Source organism: Salinicola tamaricis (assembly GCF_003006155.1).
GTDB classification, from domain to species: Bacteria; Pseudomonadota; Gammaproteobacteria; order Pseudomonadales; family Halomonadaceae; genus Salinicola; species Salinicola tamaricis.
This window is the reverse complement of record NZ_CP023559.1, coordinates 299,336-315,451: the sequence shown is the minus strand read 5'-3', so window position 1 is coordinate 315,451 and position 16,116 is coordinate 299,336. Positions and strand designations below refer to the sequence as shown.

Genomic DNA, 16,116 nt, shown 5'->3' with positions numbered 1-16,116 from the left:
TCGCCTGGGCCCAGCGCTGCTCGACCACCTCGCTATGCGCCGCCAGCGGATGCCAGGCCACGGGGCCGTCGCTGTCGGCGAGATCGAACACCTCGCGCCCGGCGACATGGTTGAGGATGGTCGCCGAGCGCCACGCCATCAGCGACAGCTGCGGCTCGGCGATGCCCGTGGCTGTGGCGCCCGGCGTTGACCGCATAGAGCCGGTGGGCGGCGGGGCCATCCCAGGCCACCTCGAAGTGGGGGCCGAGTACCAGCTCGCCCTGGGCGTCGCGTGGCAGACGCTCGGCCAGCGGCGCCAGGCACGCCGGTAGCTGCGAGGAGAAGCCGGTGGCGAAGATCACCACGTCGGCGTCGAAGCGCTCACGCTCGCCGCCCAGGCCGTGCTCGGTGGTCAGGCGCATCCCCGCGCCCTGGCGCGCTAGCGCCACCGCGCTGCGGTGCGGCAGCAGGCGCGCCCAGCGCGGCTCGCCGAGCACATCGAAGCGGTGATAGAGCTCACGGTAGAGGGTCTGCAGGGCGGCGGGCGTGATGCCATCGCTGGCCAGCTTCTGGGCCGCCACCTCGCGCTCGCGCACCGCCCGCGACAGGCCGTGGAAGGCGCTGGTGTAGCCGGGGGTGAAGTACTCGTTGGTGAACGCGGTCTCGTCGAGCGGCTCGAAGTTGCGCCGCCGCGAGATCCAGTCGAGCGAGCGCGGCTGGCCCCAGTGGCCACGCAGGGCATTCAGGAATACATCGGCGCCGCTCTGGCCGCCGCCCACCACCACCACGCGCAGGCCGGAGAAGTCGCGCCGGGTATGGGCGATCTCGGCGGCGTGCAGGCAGTGTGGGCCGCGCAGTGCGGTGGCGAACTCAGGCATCCACGGCGCCTTGCCGGTGCCCAGGCAGAGGTGGCGGGCGCGGTAGTCGCCGCTGTCGGTGCGCAGGCGGAAGCCGTGGGCGTCGAGCTCGATCTCGCGCACCCCCTGGCCCAGTGCCACGCTCTCCAGGCGCTCACCGACCCAGCGCAGGTAGTCGGAGAACTCGGCGCGGCTGACGCTGCCCAGCTCGGCATTGAGGAAGCGATAGAAGCGCCGGTGGCTGACCAGATAGTTGAGGAAGGAGTGGCGGCTGTCCGGCGCCACCGCGGTGACCAGATCCTTGAGGAAGCCGGTCTGCAGATGGGTATCGGGCAGCATCAGGCCGGGGTGCCAGGAGAGCGCCTGGCGCCGCTCGAAGAAGCGGGTGGCGAGTTGCGGCAGGCGCGAGTCCGCCAGGGCGGCGATGCTCAGGTTGAAGGGGCCAGCGCCCACGCCGGCCAGATCGAGAGTAGAGCGTTCAGACATCGGACACCTCCGGTGATGTGATGACCTCGGCGCGTGACGCGGCTTGGCGCACGCCGTGCAGAGGGTTGGCCACGTGCAGATCCATCTCCGCCAGCATGCGCTCGCTGGCGTTGTCGGTGGCGTGCAGGAACTTGGCGCGATTGAGCGTCAGGCGCAGGATGCGCGGCGCGAACAGATCGAAGCGGACGAAACGCTCGGCCAGCGCCGGGTGGCGTTCCCGGTAGGCGGCGAGCACGTCGCCGCAGAGCTGGTAGAAGCGCGTCTCATCCACCCCGCAGGCGGCGGCCAGCGGCGCGATGAAGCGCAGCGTGGTGACGAAGTGGCCGGTCTGCAGATCGTGGATCAGCTTCTCCGGCGGCAGCCGCACGGTGACCGCGGTGAGGTTCTCCGGCAGGTCGCTGGCCTCGGGGAAGTCCTCGTCGACCAGGCGCAGATCGCCCTGGAAATCCTTGAGCGCCAGGCGCTGGGGCCAGCCGTCGCGCAGGATCAGGGTGAGGTTCTGGCCGTGGGCGATCAGCGAGACGCCGTAGCGGCACATCAGGTGCCACATCGGCACCACGGTGACCTCGAACAGCCGTGTGAGCCAGCGCTCCGCGGCAGCCGGCGACTCCGCCCCGGCTGCACGTAGATAGGCGGCGAGCCAGGGCCGGCCGTGCTCGTCGCGCTGCATCAACTCGGCCATCAGCAGCGCCTGCTCGGTGGCTGCCAGGCGCGGCGCCAGCGCTTCGCGCCAGATCACCCCGAACAGCTCGGCGTAGCGGTAGGGGCCTGGGCCAGGCGTGCGTACTGGGCGTGGGGCAGCACCGCACCGGCGGGCTCGGCAAGGATCTCCAGCCCCGCGCGGGCGAACTCCGCGTCGTCCTCGGCGCGGCGCTTGAGCCACGCCGAGGCCGCCGGGCCGGCGAGCAGATAGCGCCCGGGAATGCCGCGATAGCAGGAGGTGTTCATGATCGTCAGCGGCAGCTTGATATCGTATCTGGCGGGCCGGCTGACGTTGGTCAGGGTGCGCAGCGACTGCTGCGGCGCGTAGCGGTCGCCGAACTCGCCCAGATAGTGCAGCCGGCCGTGGGCGATATCGCCGGCGTGCAGCGGCGCCAGCCAACGCTGCCACTGCCACGGATGCACTGGCATCAGACGGTAGTCGGCGGGGGCGTCGACGCGCTCGGCCAGCGCCTGGTGCAGCCGCCCCAGCTCGATCTCGCAGAGTGCCGAGCGCAACAGTTCCGGGGTATCGATGGCCGTGCCGCCGCTTTCGAGTGCGGACGCGGCCACCGCCACCCAGCCCAGCTGGAAACTCTGGCCATGCTCCGGGGCGTAGCGCGCCAGCGCCTCCAGCCCCCAGCCGCGGCGTCCTTTGTTGAACAGGAACTTGGGGTGGCCGTCGAGCAGCCGCTGACGCTGCGGCTCGGGCAGGCGAATGGCGGCATCGGCGCTGAGCCCGCGGCGCGCCTGGCGCAGCTGGCAGTCGGCGCGCAGGGTGGCGAACAGGTCCTCCAGATGCTCGGCGACCTGGCTATCCTGCATGCCCAGCGGCGCGGCCAGCGCGAGCAGGAAGTCGGCCGCCTCCAGGCTCGCCCCGGGGGGCGGGTTCAGGCTCTCGGGGTCGACCTGCGGCTGGCCCCAGAGATTGGTACGCGCGCGGAAGTGCCAGCTGCCGCGCTCATCCAGGTCGAGGCGGTAGCCGCTGGCATCGTCGCCCTGTGGTTCGAGAATGCGCTCGTAGCTCAGCTCGCCGATCATCTTGGCGATCAGCGCGCGGTTGGCGGCACCCCAGTGCGGCGCCAGGCAGGCATCCAGCGCCGCCATCTCCGGGGCTGGGTGCATCATCGAAGGTCTGGGCATCACAGAATCTCGCTGAAGAAGTGATCGCGCTGGCCCATCACCAGGCTCGAACGCTTGTGCGGGAAGTCGAAGTCGCGCAGACGCTCCAGCCCGAGGCGCCCCAGGTGGCGGAACAGCCGCTGGTTGTCGTGGCGCGGCTCCAGCACCAGGCGAGTGGTGCGCGGCTCTGACAGGTAGGCGTAGTGGCTGAGCCCACCCAGCCAGGCATCCACGAACTGCGGCCCGCGCACGTCCTCCTCGCCCACCAGCAGATGAATGCCGCGGTCGAAGGGCGCCCAGGGGTAGTAGGGGGCGAGACGATCCTCGGCGGCCCAGTAGAGCTCGAAGTAGCCGAATGCACGGCCGTCGAACTCACCGATCAGCGGCAGGGTGTGCGGATCGGCCAGGCGCTGGTCGATGAACTCGGCCAGCTCCGTCTCCGGCCACGCCTGCTCCCAGAACTCGGCCACCCGCGGCAGGTGCATCCAGCGCACGAAGCGTTCGAGGTCGCGCTCGCGCTCGATCACCCGCAGGCTGAAGGTCTGGCCCAGCTTGGGCATCTGCCGCCGGTAGATCTCGCCGCTCGGCTTGGCCGGGCGCCGGGGGTGGCCCAGCTCGGGGGCGAAGGGCGTCTCTGCCGGGGTGGTCGGGGCATGGCCCAGCCAGTGCCACGGCTGCTGATAGAAGACTGAGCGCAGCACCCGGGGGCCGCCCAGGGTGGCGAGGAGCGTCGGCCAGTCCGGGTGGTCCTGCCAGTCCGCGTCTTCGAGCACCAGTAGCGCCAGCGTCGGGTGGCGGGCGAAGGCGGCGTCGAGGGCGGCGATCAGCGAGTGAGGGGCGCGCTCGTCGGTGGCGTTCAGGCGCGCGGCGCGGTCGGCGAGAAACGTGAGCGAGGGGGCGCCAGCGCTCGTCCGTTCAGGGCTCGTCTCGGCATTATCCGTATGGCCCAGCGGGGTATCGAGGGTGCCTTCCAGGGTGGCGTTCATGCGAGAGCTCCGGTGAGTCGGATGGCGTTCGGCGTCGCGGCCAGCGGCGCCAGAGAGTCGGCGAGGGGCTGCGTCAACGGATTGCGCAGCGGCAGGTAGAGGCGGGCGGGGTTGCCCAGGGTCGCCTCGTTGACGCCGCTCAGGTAGCAGAAGAAGTTGCCCTTGACCTCCAGTTCGGGGGCATTCAAGGCGTGCTCCAGGCAGTCGAGATCGCCGTCGAGGCGCTCGCGCAGCCCTTCGAGATGGGTGCGCAGGTCGGCCAGCAGCAGCGCTTCCTCGGCCAGGCCGTCGGCGGCCAGGGCGCTGGTGACGGCGAAGGTGGAGTTGATCAGCAGGTAGTAGAGGAAGTAGCGCCGCAGGGTGTCGCGGGACCAGTGATTCTCCGGCGCCTTGGCCAGCTGCGGATGGCGCGCGAGGAAGTGGTCGCTCACACCGCTGCCCTGGCAGTCGCGGTAGTCCATGCCCACCGGCCAGCCTTGGTCGAGGCGCAGCACGATGTTCTGCTGATGCGCCAGCAGCACGATCCCTTCTTCCACCACCAGCCCGAACAGCGGTGTGAGCACGTGCTCGCAGTAGGCGGCGAACCAGCCGCGGGTGGCCTCGGCCAGCGGCTCGTTGCGCTGGGTGGCGGCGGCGCGGACCCGGGCGGCGAGCAGCGATTCGCCCTCCGCCGCCAGCGGCTGCTGGGTCAGGGTGGCGAGCACCACCGCCTCGGCGTTGGGCGCGTGCTGCAGCGGGTTCTCGCGCAGCAGCACCAGGCTGGTGGCATCCACCTCTCCCTCGGCATCGCGCCAGCCGAGCCAGGCCGGCTCCTGCATCACGTTGAATCCGGGGAAGCGCTGGGCGATATCGAGATCGCGCATCCATTCATCCAGACGCAGCCCGCGGGTGACCTCCTTGACGCTGAGCAGACGCAGTGAATTGGTCAGGCGAGCGGAGAGCGAGCCCTTGACCATCCACGGCACGCCGCTGGCGTAGAGCGAACGATGCGATGACGTGGGTACCACTCGGCCTGGCTCTCGCCCAGCCACACCAGCTCACCCGCAGCCTCGAGCGCCTGGACCCCTAGCTGTGCGCGCAGGTGCCGGCCTGCCAAGGGTGCATGGGCAGGGCGACGAACGCCTGCCCGGTCGCACTCTCCGGCAGCCGCGCGGCCAGATCGGCGGGCAGCAGGTCGGCGGCCAGCTCGGCGGCGCCCGGTCGCGGCTGGACTCCTCGACCACCCGCTCGGGGGCGACACCCCACCAGGCGAGACCGACCCTGGCGCGGTGCTCGGGGCAGTAGCGCTGCGCCTCCTGCGCGGTGAAGGGGGCGCGGGACTTGGGCGCGGGGTGGAAGGCGTGGCCAGCGAGCAGGCCCTGCTCGGCGGCGACGAAATTGAGCGGGCCCTGCTGCAGCCGGGTCAGATCGTCCCGCGCCTCTAAGCTCTCCTGGGTGTTGGCGCGGCTCTCCAGTACCCGCTCGCGGAAGCGGGCGCGGGACTCGGCGTCGAGTTCGCCGACCAGTTCTGGCGTCGCCAGCACCCGATCCAGGGCTGCGGCGAAGTCGAGCGGCTGCGATGTGCCGTGATGCACCTGGTGCGGCGGCCACACGAAGCGGCACTCGCCGCTGGCGCTGCGGTGGCGCAGGTGCAGATGCAGCTCACCGTCGCTCAGTGGTAGCACCGCGCGCTCGCCGCTCGCGTCGCTGACCAGCCCGCCAGTGTGGAGCACTCGCGCAGCAGCGCATTGAAGAAGCAGCTCGCGGCGAGATCGACGCGCGAGGCCGCCGCAGAGGGCGTGGTATTCGACATGGGACGACTCCTTTTTCGAGAATCAGTTGAGAATACTAAGGCAAATAAAAATCATTCATATTAATTGAGTGTGTTGATTCAGGATCATCGTGTGAGGTTTCCGGCGTGTGGTGTTCTCGGGTCGTTGCGTTTCTGGCTTGTGACGTCACTGGCTGGCGACGTCCTACCTCAGGAGTGGCCGCCGTGCCGGGCGATGGCGGTGCGTGCGCCGCGTCGCCCGCGGCGCGCTAGCGGTATCAGCAGCAGCAGGGCGATGGCAGCCATCAGGGCCAGGGGCAGCAGGCGGCCAGGGTCGATCAGGCTGACGCAGAGTGCCGCCAGGCCGTAGCCCAAGGTATGCGCCATGCTCAGCAGGCCGGCGCTGGTGCCCTGGGCCTGGTGGCGGGTAGCCGCTTCGGTATAGCCGGGGACGGCCAGGGCGGCGCCGGTGCTCGCCAGCACCACACCGAGCGCGAACAGCAGGCCGAGGCCGATAGAGAGCCCCGGCGTGAGTGTGAACCTAGCGGTGGCGGCGAGTAGGGCATAGCCCAGCGCTAGCCCCATCGCTCCCAGTACCAGCAGCGTGCGGCTCTCCAGACGGCGGGCGCGGACCACCCCGACTTGGGTGGTGAGTGCCCCCACCGCCCCCAGCGAGAGCAGCACGCCCATCCAGTGGCCGGCGCGCGTGGCATCGATCGCCAGTGCCTGCTGCAGCGAGGCCGGTAGACCCAGCTGCATCAGTGAGACCGACATCGCCAGCAGCAGCGCCATGGCCAGATAGGCCAGGTTGCTGCGCGGGGGCAGTCGGTGGGCAAGACCTTGCGATGAGTGCGCAGCGGCGCTATGCCGCGTGTCGCTATCGATGGCGCGCTTATCCAGAGCGTTCTTATCGAGAGCGTCGCCATCGAGAGCACCCGTATCGCGGGCCGGCTGCGGCACGCCGGGCAGCAGCAGCAGCGCCAGCAGCCCGGCCACCAGCATCAGCGCGAACGGCGCATACACCGACAGGCTCAGGCTGGCGGCGGCGAGCAGCGGGCCGAGCAGGCGCCCGCTGCTGAGGCCGGCGCTGACCGCGGCCAGCGCCGGCAGACGCTCGCCACCCGGGTGCAACGCCAGCGCCCACTGCTGGCAGGCCGGCACCATGCCCGAGACCGTCAGGCCGTAGAGCACCCGGGCCACGGCCAGCACCACCAGCATCGCCATTGGCGCCAGTAGCCCCGCCACCGAGGCCCACAGCGCGGCCGCGATCAGCGCAAAGCTGAGCAGATAGCCCAGCAGCGCCTGCACCACCACCAGCCGCGCGCCGCGGCGGTCGGCGACGCCGCCCCAGAAGGGGCTGCCGACGAGAAACAGCATCGACCCGAGCAGAATCAACCCCGCCCACTGCGACAGCGGCAGCCCGAAGTGCGCCACCAGCAGCGGCAGCATCACCAGCAGGCCGTTCTGACCCAGGCCCAGCAGGGCAGCGCAGGCACCAAGGCGCCACAGGGGAGGTAAAGACATGCAACACTCGCTGAAAAATTGAGAATAAGAATTATTATCATGTCAGGAGTGGCTGTCAACGTGCGATACGCAGCGTTGCGTGAGGACTTGTATCGAGGATTTTGGCGCGAGGCATCGTCGCGACGGGTCTCGTCGCGCGTGGATGGTTAGTCGCGCGTGGAGGGTTCGCCTGCAGAGAGATAGGGGCTCAGGGCGTCGCACGCGGGAAGAATGACGATGGACGCAAGAATGATGGGTCGACGCCCACCACTCGGGCGGGCGTCGGCTCGGCGGGAGGCGATCCCCGCGTCGTCAGTACTGGTGGGACCAGGTCAGGCTGTAGGTGCGGCCGCGGCCCTGGTAGTCGTAGAGATACTCGGGGCCGTAGTAGGGCGAGTAGAACATGGTCGCGCGCTGCCCCCATACGGTGGAGTACTGCTTGTCGGTGAGGTTCTCCACCCCCAGGCTGAACTTGCCGAAGCCGGTCTGCTGGCTCAGCAGCAGATCGAGGGTAGTGTAGCCGTCGATCTCGCGGTCGTTGTCGTCCTCGAGGTCGAAGGCGTGGTTGGCCTGCAGGCGTACCGAGCGCTCGAAGTCCGACCAGCCGACGAAGGCGGTCGCCGAGGAGAGCGAGGCGTAGCGGGCATCGCGCTTTTTCCAGTCGCCGTCGGCGTCTTTCTGCTCGGAGCGCACCAGATTCAGCGTGCTGCCGGCCTCGAAGCCGTTGTCGAAGTAGCGGGTCACGGCGCCCTCGAGGCCGTAGTCGCGCTTCTTCTCGTCGACCACTTCGACGCTCAGGTCCTCGGCATTCTCCACCGCCTTGTCGGACCAAGCATAGTAGACCGCTGCCTGGGTGCTCCAGCCGCCGCCCTGGTAGCGCCAGCCGAGTTCGACCTGATCGGTCTTGATCGCGCTCAGCGGGTTGGCCGAGACGCTGATATCGGGCTCTTGCCGTAGTACTTGGCCGGGTCGGGCACTCGAAGCCCTGGCTGTAGCGCAGCCAGTTCTGGTGGCCGTTACCGTAGTCGTAGAGGCGCTGGCGTTGACCAGGGTGGCATCGTAGGGTTGCTGTCCGCCGGGGACGTTCTTGAAGTCGTCGACGTCGACATTCATGCGCTGCTGGCGTGCACCCGCCGAGAGTTTGAGCCCGCGGGTCGCCTGCCAGTCGGCCTGGGCGAAGGCGGCGACGGTGTCGACCCGGTAGCCGGGGTAGCGATCCTCGGAGCGCGCCTCGCGCTGGGTCAGCGCGCCGCTGGCATCGGTGACGTCACGGTCGAAGAAAATCTGGTCGGCATCGAACTTCTCGCGGCTCAGATCGACCCCGTAGGTAAGGCCGACGCTGTCGCTCAGCTGGGCGTCGAACAGCCCCTTGATGCCGCTCAGCTTGGTGTTCTGCTGCGAGGCGCGGAACTCGTAGTAGTCCGGATTGCGCCGTTTGGCGAGGGGTAAAGGCGTTGAACTTGGCCTCCTCCTCGCGGTGGAACGCCTGCAGGTAGAAGTCCTGACCCAGCAGATCGCTGTGGTGGTACTGCACGTTGATCATCTTGCGATCGGTGGCCGGATCGCGGTCCGAGCTGTAACCGTCGCGAATCTCGGCGTCGTCGAGGTTGGGCGAGGCGTCGCCGAGATGGGGGAAGTAGACCCCGCGGTGCCCTTCATAGCCGGAGCGGTAGAGCTGGGCGCCGATGCTCAGCGACTGCTCCTGGGTGAGCACGATATTGAGGTTGCCCATCAGATCGATGCTGCGGTTGTCCTGCAGATCGGTCTGGGTGATGTCGGGGAAGATCTCGTTGCCGCTACCGTCGAACTGGCGGCCGTTGTCGCGGTAAGCGACCCCCAGATAGCCCTGGACGTGCTCGTTGCCGCCGCTGACCGACTGATCGAGATGGTAGTCGAGGTCGTCGCCGTCGTTGAGCCCGCTGGTCACGCCCGCCTGGGTGCGCAGGGTGGGAGCGCCCGCCTTACCCTTGCGGGTGATGATATTGATGATGCCGCCGGTGGCGCCGCCGCCATAGAGGCTGTTGGCGCCGGAGATCACCTCGACGTGATCGATGTTGAACGGATCGATGGCGTCGAACTGGCGCGACAGCCCGCGCGAGCTGTTCATGGAGACGCCGTCGATCAGCACCTGTACGCTGCGCCCGCGCATGTTCTGGCCGTAGTTGGTGCGCCCCTGCGGCGCCAGATCGAGCCCCGGCACCAGCTTGCCCAGCGCGCTCTTGAGGTCGGCGCCGGTATCCAGCTGCTGCTGCAGTTCTTCGTGCTCGATCACCCAGACCGTTCCGGGGATCTGGCTGATCTGGGTCGGGGTGCGCGAGCCCACCACCACCACGGTGTCGTTGGATTCCTGGGCTTGCAGCGGCAGTGCGGACGCGCCGGCGACGACCGCGAGGCCAAGCGTCATTGTCTTCTTCATGAATGTTCCCTTGCCGGTAACGAAACGTTATCGCTTGTGTCGAATCGAGTCCCGGATGCTAGCACTAATCAAAATCAAAATGATAGTGATTCGCATATGTAAATGGGTAACATGTCGCATCCACTGAAACCGCAGTGCATCGAGAAGGTGAGATCGTGTGACGAAATCGGCCGCGCACGACGATGAACGCCGCCGGTGCGCAGGTCGGTCAGCGCTCCGTGTCAGGACAGGCGAGTGGCAGATGGGCAGTTTGTAACCGCTCACCGCGGAGGGCAGTGGTCTATCGCAAGTGCCGGGCTTTCGAGCGCAGCCGGTTTTCGTCTAGGGCCTAGGGCAGCACCGCGATGGGGCACTCATCCCCCGGATGCGGCATGACCCGCATCGGGATACCGTAGATCGCTTCCAGGGTGGCATCGCACATCAGGGTGCCCGGTTCGCCCTCGGCGAGCAGGCGGCCGCTGTGCAGGGCGACCAGATGGTCGCAGTAGCGCGCTGCCATGTTGACGTCATGCAGTACGATCACCACGCCCAGGCCCAGCTCGCGGCAGAGCTTGCGCACCAGCGCTAGTACCTCGACCTGATGGGCGATATCCAGCGCCGCCAGCGGTTCGTCGAGCAGCAGATAGCGGCTGCCCTGGGCCAGCAGCATGGCCAGCCAGACGCGCTGGCGCTCGCCGCCGGAGAGGGTGTCGACCAGGCGGTCGGCGAAGGCCTCGGTGTGGGTCAGCGCGATGGCGCGCTCGATCTGCTGCTGGTCGTGGGCGTTGAGCCGGCCCAACAGGCCGTGCCACGGGTAGCGCCCGAAGCCGATCAGCTCGCGGCAGGTGAGGTTTTCCGCGCTGGGCAGATGCTGGGGCAGATAGGCGACGTGGCGGGCGAACTCACGCGGCTTCCAGAGGGTCAGCGGGCGGCCATCCAGGGTGATGTTTCCGCGGCTCACCGGCTGCTGCTGGGCGAGCAGCTTGAGCAGGGTCGACTTGCCGGAGCCGTTATGGCCGATCAGGCCGTAGATGCGCCCTTCGCCGAAAGTAAAATCGATCGGGGAGAGCAGCTCGCGGCCCGCGATTTCGAAGCTCGCAGCCTGGAGTTCGAACATGCCGGAACGACCTCGCAACGCAGGGGATGGGCGTGACAAGATGCAATCCTAATTCAAATACGAACGCTTATCAAAAAGATCGCGTGGCCGTCAGCCCGCCATCACAAGCCCGACCGGCAGCCAGGAGAGAGAAGAACGATGCGCTGGATACTCAAGAGTGCGCTGATCGCGCTGCTGTTCGCTGCGGGGATCGTGCTGGTGGCCTCGCCCCAGGCGTTCGATCAGCGCCTGGTATCGCTGGAAGCGCAGCGGGCGCTGCCCTCTCAGGCGGAGATGCTGGCCCAGGAGTCGCCGGCGCTCAACGCGGTGTTCCTGGCCATGGCCGACGACCCCTCGCTGTGGATGAGCGCGCAGTTGGCGATCCTGCACTACGGCGATGCGGCGCGGGATGTCCTGGTCGACTACGGCCTCGACCCGGCATTCCAGCAGGTGCTCGCTCGCTATGGCGCCGACAGCGTGCTGCCGGTGATCTACTACCGCGAGCACGATATCGCCACGCTGCGCCTGCAGCACTGGCTGGGCGAGCGCTATCGCCAGGTCAGCAGCCGTCTCACCCAGTGGTGGGATGAAGAGGGCGCGGGAGCCGAGACGCCGACGGCTACCGGCCGCCCGGATAGCGCTGGTGACGGCGCCCAGGATGAGACCGGGCACGCGCCTCAGGAGCAGGCCCAGGCTGACGACCCCGCCGAGCTGACGCCGCTGATTCGCGGCCGCCTGGCCATCGCGGCCCTGGCGGTGGAGGGGCACGATCTGCTGCGCGAGTTCGTGATCGGGCCGGACGGCGAGGTGACGCGGGTACAGAGCGAGCGCCTGGTCAGCGATATCGGCGATCTCTTCACCAGCGGCGTGCGCGATCTCGAACGCCAGTGGCGGCGCGGCGAGTCGATCGATGCCGTCGACGTCGGCTGGGCCGGGGTCGATCTGCTGGTGATGGCCAGCGCGGTCAAGGTACTGCGGGCGGGGCGTGCGCTGCGTGCCGGCGCGGCGGTGGAGGGGCAGGGGGCACGCGCCGCCTCCCGCGGCGTGCTGGTCGGCGGGCGCTTCGCCACGCTGTCTCGCGGGGCCAAGGTCGCCGCAGTGGCGGGCGGCGCCTATCTGGTGGTGCGCCACCCGAGCCTGATCAGCGCGGCCGGCGCCAGTGCTGCCCGCTGGCTGGGCTGGCCGGTATGGCTGGGCCAGTTCGGCGTGTGGCTGGCAGTGCTGTGGCCGCTGCTGATCGTGGCGCGCTTCGTCTACCGCTGGATGCTGGCGCCGCTACTGTGGCTGCTGGTGCCGCTGTTGAAGATGACCTCGCGCACCCCGCGCTGGCTGGCGCGTTCGGGTTCGTCGCGGCATGCTGGAAACGACGCCGCGTCTGATACCACTGTCTCTGATACCACTGTCTCTAATACCACCGCTCTAATACCACTGCCCGCTGATCAGGAGAGCATCACCATGGACGAGGAGGCCCGCGAGCCACAGGAGACACTGGTCTACGCCCCGCCCAGTGTCGAGACCTACATGACGCTGCGCGCCGCCGCGGGCATGCACAGTCGCAGCGTCGCTGGCGCCGCCCGTGGGCTACCCAACAGCCTGTTCGCGGTACAGATCCAGCGGGCGGGAGAGACCATCGCCATGGGGCGGGTGGTGGGGGATGGCGGTTGTTTCTATCAGATAGTGGATATCGCCGTGCATCCCAGGCATCAAGGGCGAGGGCTGGGCAAGCGCATCATGGGCGAGATTCGCGCCTTTATTCTGCGCGAGGCGCCGGACAATGCCTTCGTCAGCCTGCTGGCGGACGGCGAGGCCCATCGGCTCTATGCCCAGTTCGACTTCGTGCCCACCGCGCCGTATGCCATCGGTATGGCGTGGTATCCCAAGCCCGCCCCGGCCTGAGTGCAGCCGGGGCGATGACGGCGTCAGACAGCGCCTAGAACCGGTAAGAGAGCGTGGCGGTCACATTGCGCTCGGCGCCGAAGTAGCAGTAGGTGAGCGAGTTGCACGAGGCGACATAGGACTTGTCGAGCAGGTTGCCGACGTTGAGCCGGGCGTCCACGCCGCTGAGGCCGATCTCGCTCAGGTCGTAGCCCAAGGTGGCATCGACCAGGGTGTAGTCGGGCAGGGTCTCGCTATTCTGGCGGTCGGCATAGATCCGCCGTAGTAGCGTGCGCCGACGCCGGCATCCAGCCCCGCCAGGGCGCCGTGCGCGACATCGTAATGGGCCCACAGGCTGGCCTGGTGGCGCGGCGCGTAGATGGCGTAGTTGCCGCTCTCCCCGGGGATATCGCTCTCCTTGTAGGTGATATCGGTGTAGGCGTAGCCGGCCTGGAGGTAGAACGCCTCCGAGAGCCAGGTTCGTGCCTCTAACTCAATCCCTTGGGACTGGATCTCGCCCACCGAGCGGTAGTCGTCATCGGGCTGCTCCTTGGTGGCGACGTTCTCCTGATTGATGCGGAACAGCGCCACGCTGTACTGGTTGCGGCTGCCCGGCGGCTGATACTTGAGCCCGGTCTCCCACTGGCGGCCCTCCATCGGCTCGAGCAGGTCGCCGTCCTTGCCGGTGAAACTCGTCGGGGTGAAGGCGGTGTTGTAGCTCAGGTAGGGGGCGAGGCCGTTGTCGAACCGATAGAGCAGCCCGGCGCGCCCGCTGAACTGGGTGGCGTCCAGGCTGCTGTCGCTGCCGCCGGCCAGATGGTTGTCGTTCTCGATATCGACCCAGTCGTAGCGGCCGCCAAGGGTGAGGCGCCAGCCCCCGAGCGCCATCTGGTCCTGCAGATAGATGCCGGTCTGGTCGAGATGGTGGGTCTCGTCGGCGTAGACGTTGCGTGCGCTGGTCAAGCCGCCGTCGCGACGCGGGGCGAACGGGTCGATGGGAGAGAAACCGGCGCTCGAATAGGTGACGTCATTCTTGCGCTTCTGATAGTCGATCCCCACCAGCACGGTGTGGTCGATGAAACCGTCATTCAGCTTGGCCTCGACCTGGTTGTCCAGCGTCCACGCCTGCAGCGATTCGCGCGCGCCGTAGTAGCCGCGGCGTAGCTGGTTGGTGTCATCGATCCAGCCGAGCTGCGCCACCTGATCCATGCGCACATCGGCATTGAGATAGCTGAGTTTCTGCCGCGCGACTACGGCATCGCTGAAGCGGTGCTCCAGACGGTAGCCGAACAGGCGCTGGTAGCGCTCGAACTTGTCGAAGTCGTCCTGTCCGTCGAAGAAGTCGTTGTCGATATGCCGGCCATTGCGCCGGCTGACCGCCCCCTCATAGGGCACCCCCGAGTGGTAGCCGCCCTCCGGGTCCTTCTGCAGATAGGCCATCACGGTGAGCGTGGTGTCGTCGGTGGCATCCCAGGTGAGCGAGGGCATGATGGCGTAGCGTTCGTCCTCCACCGGGCCGAACTGGGTGTCGGCCTTGCTACCCAGGCCGACCAGGCGATAAGCGACGCGCCGGCTCTCGCCCAGGGGCCCGGAGAGATCGAAGGCGGCGCTGCGGCGGTCGTGATCGCCGCTGCTGAACTGGAGTTCGTGGCGCGGGGTGAACAGCGGCTGCTTGCTGGTCAGGGCGACCAGCCCGCCGGGAGAGGAGCGCCCGTAGAGCACCGACGCCGGCCCCTTGACGATCTCCACGTTCTCCAGGAACCAGGGGTCGATCACCATCGAGCTGTAGCCGTTGGTATCCCCCATCAGCTTGAGCCCATCGAGATAGACGTTGCTCAGGCTGCCATCCGAGAAGCCGCGCATCACCAGATAGTCGTAGCGGTTGGAGGCCCCCACCTGATTGGTATAGACGCCCGGGGTGTACTCGGCCGCTTCGCGCACGCTGCGCACGTGGCGGATATCCATCTGCTCGCGGTCGATGCTGGAAACGCTCTGTGGGGTTTCGATGAAGGGCGTCTGTGTCTTGGTCGCCGCCGAGGGAGCGGTGACGGTGACGGTATCGAGATCGGCGCCCGCCGTGTCAACCGCGCTCTGGGCGGCGGCACTCAGTGGCAGCAGCGAGGCGCCCAGCAGGCAGAGGGTGAACGGAGAGCGGTAGCGCATGGCCGGCATGGTGTTCCCTGTTATCGAATGTGCGTGGATGTAATCGAGAATTATTCACGATTAGGCCGGGCCACTGCCTATGCCGAATGCCACAAAAGCTATGCCCGCTGCCAGGACGCCCGTGCCGACGCTCGCGGTCTGCAACTCTGACTGTTTGACCCTCACCACTCGCCCATCACCACTCGACCCTCAGCGTTCGCTTCTCACCTCCCGAGGTGCCACGCCGTGGAACTGGCGGAAGGCGGTGGCGAAGTTGGTCGCATGGCGGTAGCGGCGTGACGCGCCGCCTCCTGCACCGGCAGGCCCTCGCGCAGCAGGCGGTGGGCCAGACGCAGGCGGAACTCGCGCAGTTGATCGAACAGCGAGCGGCCATAGTGGCAGCGGTACTTGCGGCGCAGGGCGCTGGGGCTCATGCAGGCAATACGGGCAAGGGCGTCGAGGGAGTGCGCCCGGCCCGGATGACGTTCGAGCTCTGCATGCACCCGGGCCAGCAGCGTCCGATCCCGCGGGCTCAGCGCGCCGGCCGGCTCGGGTGCGCGGTGCTCACCGCTGTCTGCACCCCCGCCGTGCTGCAGCGCCTGACCCAGCATCTGTAGTGCCAGCCCCTCGGTCATCAGCTCGGTGCCGGGGGCGCCCGCCGGCCACTGCAGCGACTCTTCGAGGCTGCGCAGCAGCGCATCGGAGAGGGAAAGCCTGCGGCAACCGTGACCCAGCGCCAGGCGCTCGAGCCAGGGGGAAATAGGGGGAGAGGAATGAGACGAGAGATGAGATGCCTGTGGCTGCGGCGCTTTCAACAGGGTGAGATTGATCGCCCGCACTCGCGGCTGGGCCACATGGCGGGCACTGAGCGACGGTGGCGGGGTGTCGTTGGGCACGTTGTCGTCAGGCACGTCGTAGTCGAGCAGGGCGCTCTGGCCGGCGAGCAGCCGACAGCGCTCAACGCCCAGCGCCAGCTCGGCCTCGCCTTCGAGCACCACGATGATCGAGAGGTGCGCCGGCGCGCCGGGCAGCGCGTGGCTCTCGTAGGTCTGGGCGATGCCGATATCCGAGCTGACCCATTGGCAGCCGGGCCAGGGCTGACACTCGGCGATCCGCCCCTCGACCACGCAGCGCGAGCCGCCGGGGCGGCCGGCCTCGAAGTCGGGGAAGCGATGGGCCAGATGGTAGCGCGCGCTCGAAGTGGGCGAAATCGTCGACGCTCAGAG

The 16,116-nt window shown here is 68.2% G+C and carries 15 protein-coding genes; 1 reads left to right on the top strand and 14 read right to left on the bottom strand.

All coding sequences use genetic code 11. The features are described from left to right. Positions 1-32: 32 nt before the first annotated feature. The 11 genes from CN538_RS01405 to CN538_RS01370 all read right to left on the bottom strand — a co-directional run bounded on the left by CN538_RS01405 (position 33) and on the right by CN538_RS01370 (position 10,894). Positions 33-1,322: a lysine N(6)-hydroxylase/L-ornithine N(5)-oxygenase family protein gene (locus CN538_RS01405; protein ID WP_207233588.1), complete on the bottom strand. Its 1,290-nt coding sequence runs from the start codon at positions 1,320-1,322 to the stop codon at positions 33-35. Then, on the bottom strand, positions 1,315-2,061 hold the full coding sequence (locus CN538_RS20645; RefSeq protein WP_207233587.1) for an IucA/IucC family C-terminal-domain containing protein: 747 nt from the start codon (positions 2,059-2,061) through the stop codon (positions 1,315-1,317). The genes CN538_RS01405 and CN538_RS20645 overlap by 8 nt, the downstream gene beginning before the upstream one ends. Continuing rightward, on the bottom strand, positions 2,058-3,164 hold the full coding sequence (locus CN538_RS20640) for an IucA/IucC family protein (protein WP_207233586.1): 1,107 nt from the start codon (positions 3,162-3,164) through the stop codon (positions 2,058-2,060). The genes CN538_RS20645 and CN538_RS20640 overlap by 4 nt, the downstream gene beginning before the upstream one ends. Continuing rightward, positions 3,164-4,129, bottom strand: a complete 966-nt coding sequence (locus CN538_RS01395) for a GNAT family N-acetyltransferase (RefSeq protein ID WP_106418312.1) — start codon at positions 4,127-4,129, stop codon at positions 3,164-3,166. The genes CN538_RS20640 and CN538_RS01395 overlap by 1 nt, the downstream gene beginning before the upstream one ends. Then, positions 4,126-5,136: an IucA/IucC family C-terminal-domain containing protein gene (locus tag CN538_RS01390; protein ID WP_164999477.1), complete on the bottom strand. Its 1,011-nt coding sequence runs from the start codon at positions 5,134-5,136 to the stop codon at positions 4,126-4,128. The genes CN538_RS01395 and CN538_RS01390 overlap by 4 nt, the downstream gene beginning before the upstream one ends. 30 nt (positions 5,137-5,166) lie before the next feature. Next, positions 5,167-5,793: an IucA/IucC family protein gene (locus CN538_RS01385; RefSeq protein ID WP_164999476.1), complete on the bottom strand. Its 627-nt coding sequence runs from the start codon at positions 5,791-5,793 to the stop codon at positions 5,167-5,169. Beyond that, complete coding sequence (locus CN538_RS20140) at positions 5,781-5,921, bottom strand: hypothetical protein (RefSeq protein WP_164999475.1); 141 nt, start codon at positions 5,919-5,921, stop codon at positions 5,781-5,783. Before CN538_RS20140 ends, CN538_RS01385 begins: the two co-directional genes overlap by 13 nt. A 168-nt stretch (positions 5,922-6,089) precedes the next feature. Next, positions 6,090-7,403 (bottom strand): MFS transporter, encoded by a 1,314-nt coding sequence (locus tag CN538_RS01380; protein WP_106418309.1) that lies wholly within the window; start codon positions 7,401-7,403, stop codon positions 6,090-6,092. 291 nt (positions 7,404-7,694) lie between these two features. After that, positions 7,695-8,732, bottom strand: coding sequence for a TonB-dependent receptor domain-containing protein (locus tag CN538_RS21630; RefSeq protein WP_242495838.1), 1,038 nt, complete (start codon positions 8,730-8,732; stop codon positions 7,695-7,697). Next, on the bottom strand, positions 8,650-9,798 hold the full coding sequence (locus tag CN538_RS21625) for a TonB-dependent receptor (protein WP_242495463.1): 1,149 nt from the start codon (positions 9,796-9,798) through the stop codon (positions 8,650-8,652). The genes CN538_RS21630 and CN538_RS21625 overlap by 83 nt, the downstream gene beginning before the upstream one ends. A gap of 328 nt (positions 9,799-10,126) precedes the next feature. Continuing rightward, positions 10,127-10,894: an ATP-binding cassette domain-containing protein gene (locus CN538_RS01370; protein ID WP_106418308.1), complete on the bottom strand. Its 768-nt coding sequence runs from the start codon at positions 10,892-10,894 to the stop codon at positions 10,127-10,129. A 138-nt stretch (positions 10,895-11,032) separates the two neighbouring features. Between CN538_RS01370 and CN538_RS01365 the strand changes: the two genes are divergently transcribed. Further along, a complete protein-coding gene (locus CN538_RS01365; RefSeq protein ID WP_207233585.1) occupies positions 11,033-12,769 on the top strand; it encodes a GNAT family N-acetyltransferase in 1,737 nt (578 codons plus the stop codon). A gap of 34 nt (positions 12,770-12,803) precedes the next feature. Here CN538_RS01365 and CN538_RS24750 read toward each other — a convergent pair whose 3' ends face one another. The 3 genes from CN538_RS24750 to CN538_RS01350 form a co-directional block, all read right to left on the bottom strand. Further along, positions 12,804-12,965 carry a hypothetical protein gene (locus CN538_RS24750; RefSeq protein WP_340638214.1) on the bottom strand — a complete coding sequence of 54 codons (162 nt, stop codon included), beginning with the start codon at positions 12,963-12,965 and terminating at the stop codon, positions 12,804-12,806. Then, positions 12,950-14,911 (bottom strand): TonB-dependent siderophore receptor, encoded by a 1,962-nt coding sequence (locus CN538_RS01355; protein ID WP_340638213.1) that lies wholly within the window; start codon positions 14,909-14,911, stop codon positions 12,950-12,952. The genes CN538_RS24750 and CN538_RS01355 overlap by 16 nt, the downstream gene beginning before the upstream one ends. A gap of 203 nt (positions 14,912-15,114) precedes the next feature. After that, complete coding sequence (locus CN538_RS01350) at positions 15,115-16,017, bottom strand: helix-turn-helix transcriptional regulator (protein ID WP_207233584.1); 903 nt, start codon at positions 16,015-16,017, stop codon at positions 15,115-15,117. Positions 16,018-16,116 lie beyond the last annotated feature (99 nt).

What these genes read in the sequence shown, in the direction of transcription:
- CN538_RS01405 (WP_207233588.1), bottom strand. Translation starts at nt 1,322, where the DNA reads ATGTCTGAACGCTCTACTCTCGATCTGGCCGGCGTGGGCGCTGGCCCC.
- CN538_RS20640 (WP_207233586.1), bottom strand. Translation starts at nt 3,164, where the DNA reads ATGCCCAGACCTTCGATGATGCACCCAGCCCCGGAGATGGCGGCGCTG.
- CN538_RS01395 (WP_106418312.1), bottom strand. Translation starts at nt 4,129, where the DNA reads ATGAACGCCACCCTGGAAGGCACCCTCGATACCCCGCTGGGCCATACG.
- CN538_RS20140 (WP_164999475.1), bottom strand. Translation starts at nt 5,921, where the DNA reads ATGTCGAATACCACGCCCTCTGCGGCGGCCTCGCGCGTCGATCTCGCC.
- CN538_RS01380 (WP_106418309.1), bottom strand. Translation starts at nt 7,403, where the DNA reads ATGTCTTTACCTCCCCTGTGGCGCCTTGGTGCCTGCGCTGCCCTGCTG.
- CN538_RS21625 (WP_242495463.1), bottom strand. Translation starts at nt 9,798, where the DNA reads ATGAAGAAGACAATGACGCTTGGCCTCGCGGTCGTCGCCGGCGCGTCC.
- CN538_RS01370 (WP_106418308.1), bottom strand. Translation starts at nt 10,894, where the DNA reads ATGTTCGAACTCCAGGCTGCGAGCTTCGAAATCGCGGGCCGCGAGCTG.
- CN538_RS01365 (WP_207233585.1), top strand. Translation starts at nt 11,033, where the DNA reads ATGCGCTGGATACTCAAGAGTGCGCTGATCGCGCTGCTGTTCGCTGCG.
- CN538_RS01355 (WP_340638213.1), bottom strand. Translation starts at nt 14,911, where the DNA reads ATGCGCTACCGCTCTCCGTTCACCCTCTGCCTGCTGGGCGCCTCGCTG.